A 3,080-nucleotide genomic window follows, 5' to 3' on the forward strand; every position below is an offset into this window, starting at 1 on the left:
TTGTCGAACTCAACGATTGCCGAACCGAAAACTTCGGAGCAAACGCGAGTCAGAGCTGCGGTCAGAGTGGTCTTACCGTGGTCAACGTGGCCGATAGTGCCGACGTTAACGTGGGGAAGGGAACGATCAAACTTTTCCTTAGCCATCGATACAGTCCTCCGCAGAAGAAATAGTCATTGCGCTGATAAAACAAAGGCAGATATTTTCATATCTGCCTTGTTTATATGGAGCTCTTGAGCGGACTTGAACCGCTGACCTCACCCTTACCAAGGGTGTGCTCTACCAACTGAGCTACAAGAGCGAAACACTTTGTGCAAAAACAGCAAACTTGGAGCGGGTAGCGGGAATCGAACCCGCATCATCAGCTTGGAAGGCTGAGGTTCTACCACTAAACTATACCCGCGGAGCTTGCGGCTCTCGCTAAAACTGGTGGAGGGAGAAGGATTCGAACCTTCGAAGCTCTCGCAACGGATTTACAGTCCGTCCCCTTTGGCCGCTCGGGAATCCCTCCAGATGTGGCGGGCATTCTATTCGCCTGCCGCCTCAGTGTCAAGCGTTTTTTCAAATTTTTTCAATCAAATCTGAAACTTAGCTGCTTTGACACCGCTTCCAGCTCTACCACCTCAGTGGTGTTCCCTGTGAAGCGGGCGCCATTCTATCAAGCTATTCGCCAGTTGCAATACCTTGGCAGAAAATAATTTTATGTTTTAAGTCTTTGAAATCGTTGGAAAGACTGATGAGCACTTCCTGGTCCAGCAAACGCTCGCTTTCCGGGGATATCTTCAGCCAAAGGCCATCCGCCCCGGGCAGTTGACCAGACACCGGCACGGCGCCGATATCCAGGCTAACCAGGCGCTGACGCAAGGCCTCCAGCTGTTCGCGAGCGGTCAGCCCGCCAACCACCAGGCACTCATCGCGCCGACGAGGCGGCGCCGACACGCCGGTTTCCTTAAGCAAGCGAATCTCCTGTTGGTTGCCCTTGTACAACGACAGAGGCGCGACATCCTTCACCTTCAACGGGGCTTCCTGTTGGTGCCAGACGTAATAGAAGACGTTGAGTACCAGCAACAGTAGAAACAACCAACGCATAACCACCTCAGTCCAGTGGACAAGCCATAGCCAGCCCGACGAATACCAGGTCAGGTACCACCCGCGCCTGCGGTGCCGCCTCGCGCACCAGCGGCGCATCCCCACCCGTCAGGAATACGGTGAAGTCATCACCCCACAGAGCCCTCGCCTGCTCGAGCTGGGTGCGGGCAAAACCCTGCAACATCAATACGCAGCCACGCTCGACCGCCTCGACAGTGGATCGCCCAGGAGCAAGACTGTTCAGTGCACGCTCGGCAGAGGCATCGTCGTAACGTATGCGCCGGGTGTGGGTACGCAGCTGGCTGCGCATCAACGGCATGCCCGGGCAGATGTAGCCACCCAGGTGCTCGCCGTCTGCAGAAATGAAATCTGCCTTGGCCGCGGTGCCCAGGTCGATAACCAGACAAGCACGCCGCGCCAAATGAAAAGCCCCGAGCGCCGCCAGCCAACGATCCATGCCCAACCGCTGGTAATCTTCGTAGCCGTTGCGCACACCGGCCATCTCCTGGGACGGCTCGGCAACGTGAGCCGTGACGGCGAAGGCTTGGCCGATCAACGCACAGATCGCTGCTGTTTCGTCTTCACTGCGCACACTGACGACTCGACAGCCAGTAAGGCGCAATGACGCAAGAGCGCCGACTGAATCAACCAAACCTTGATCAGAATCGACAATACCGCCACCTACTATGGTGGCATCGGCCGCGTGTATCACGCGCCACTTGATGAAGCTGTTACCGCAATCGAGCTCAAGAATCATCACGCAACCTCAAACTGAGCTCACCACCACTGAAGCTCTTCTCCACACCATCAACCTCAAGGCGCAGACCGCCCTGCCCGTCCACCCCCAGCACCACACCGTCAATGCGAGTAGCACCGGCAATGAGCGATACATCACGCCCCTGCCAAAGATTGGCCTGCTCCCACTCTTCCTGGAATGCAGCAAAGCCGTAACGCCGATGACGCGCCAGTTCATGCTGCAACTGCTGGTTCAGGGACGCGACCAGGCGATTGCGATCAATGGCCACACCTGTCTCTTGGCGCATCGAGGTCCACAGCTGGTCAACCTGCTCATTGGCTTGCATGTTCACATTGATGCCAATGCCAAGCACGACATGGCAGACATCTGCAGGATCGCCGACCAACTCGAGGAGAATGCCGGTGATTTTCTGCCCGCGGACCAGAACATCATTGGGCCACTTCAGCCCCACGTCTTTGACCCCGAAACCCTGCAGCACACGCATTACCGCCAAGCCAACTACCAGGCTCAGGCCTTCGAGCCGGCGCATACCGCCATCGACCCGCAGTACCAGGCTGTAGTACAGGTTTTCAGCAAATGGACTTACCCACATGCGCCCACGACGACCACGCCCGGCACTCTGACGCTCAGCCAGAACCAGAAATGGTGCTGCCTGCCCGGAGCTTGCGAGACGCAATCCTTCGGCATTGGTTGAATCAATGGTTTCGTGGATGAAAACGGGCCACTGCTCACCCTCGGCAAACTCGGCAATCGCCTGAGCATCGAGCAGGGAGAGCGGTGCGGCCAGCTGGTAACCACGCCCGCGGACTTTATGAATGGTGAGGTTCAGCTCGGCTTCCAGGTGCTGCAGCTGCTTCCAGACGGCGCTGCGGCTTACCCCGATGGCTGCCCCCAAGGCTTCTCCGGAATGGAACCGGCCGTCCTTGAGGAGATTCAACAACTTCAGCATGCCAGTCTCGACTTGGAATAAGGCTGGCATGATAGCCATGGGCCGATGGCTTGCATAGGAAAAGGGCCGATGGGGGACTGATGGCAGCGGATCGCTGCATTTTTTGTGTAGGAGCCGGCTTGCCGGCGATGGGGCCCTGGCAGGTATGCGCGTTGCCTGGGCGGACCGCATCGCAGGGCTCTGGGTTTTCCGGGGCACAAAGACAAAACCCCTACCTGCATGCGCAGATAGGGGTTTTGCGAAATGAATCTTGACGATGACCTACTCTCACATGGGGAAACCCCA

4 protein-coding genes and 3 tRNA genes are annotated in these 3,080 nt (G+C 57.3%); all 7 read right to left on the bottom strand.

Features of this window, described 5'->3' with window-relative positions; translation table 11 throughout:
• Positions 1-146: GTP-binding protein (locus ACI2KK_RS28870; protein WP_230623059.1), on the bottom strand; the 146-nt coding region annotated here is incomplete at its 3' end.
• A gap of 79 nt (positions 147-225) precedes the next feature.
• Positions 226-301: transfer RNA gene (locus ACI2KK_RS28875), tRNA-Thr, on the bottom strand.
• A gap of 28 nt (positions 302-329) precedes the next feature.
• Positions 330-403 (bottom strand) — tRNA-Gly (locus ACI2KK_RS28880).
• Positions 404-427: 24 nt separating this feature from the next.
• Positions 428-511, bottom strand: a tRNA-Tyr gene (locus ACI2KK_RS28885).
• A gap of 152 nt (positions 512-663) precedes the next feature.
• Positions 664-1,089 carry a hypothetical protein gene (locus tag ACI2KK_RS28890; protein WP_404671634.1) on the bottom strand — a complete coding sequence of 142 codons (426 nt, stop codon included), beginning with the start codon at positions 1,087-1,089 and terminating at the stop codon, positions 664-666.
• Between the two features lie 7 nt (positions 1,090-1,096).
• Positions 1,097-1,846: a pantothenate kinase gene (locus ACI2KK_RS28895; RefSeq protein WP_404671635.1), complete on the bottom strand. Its 750-nt coding sequence runs from the start codon at positions 1,844-1,846 to the stop codon at positions 1,097-1,099.
• Complete coding sequence (gene birA / locus ACI2KK_RS28900) at positions 1,836-2,795, bottom strand: bifunctional biotin--[acetyl-CoA-carboxylase] ligase/biotin operon repressor BirA (RefSeq protein ID WP_404671636.1); 960 nt, start codon at positions 2,793-2,795, stop codon at positions 1,836-1,838. Before birA ends, ACI2KK_RS28895 begins: the two co-directional genes overlap by 11 nt.
• Positions 2,796-3,080: the final 285 nt, after the last annotated feature.

It is taken from the genome of Pseudomonas sp. NPDC089406 (assembly GCF_044900265.1).
GTDB classification, from domain to species: Bacteria; Pseudomonadota; Gammaproteobacteria; order Pseudomonadales; family Pseudomonadaceae; genus Aquipseudomonas; species Aquipseudomonas fakonensis.

What these genes read in the sequence shown, in the direction of transcription:
- ACI2KK_RS28890 (WP_404671634.1), bottom strand. Translation starts at nt 1,089, where the DNA reads ATGCGTTGGTTGTTTCTACTGTTGCTGGTACTCAACGTCTTCTATTAC.
- birA (WP_404671636.1), bottom strand. Translation starts at nt 2,795, where the DNA reads ATGCTGAAGTTGTTGAATCTCCTCAAGGACGGCCGGTTCCATTCCGGA.
- ACI2KK_RS28895 (WP_404671635.1), bottom strand. Translation starts at nt 1,846, where the DNA reads ATGATTCTTGAGCTCGATTGCGGTAACAGCTTCATCAAGTGGCGCGTG.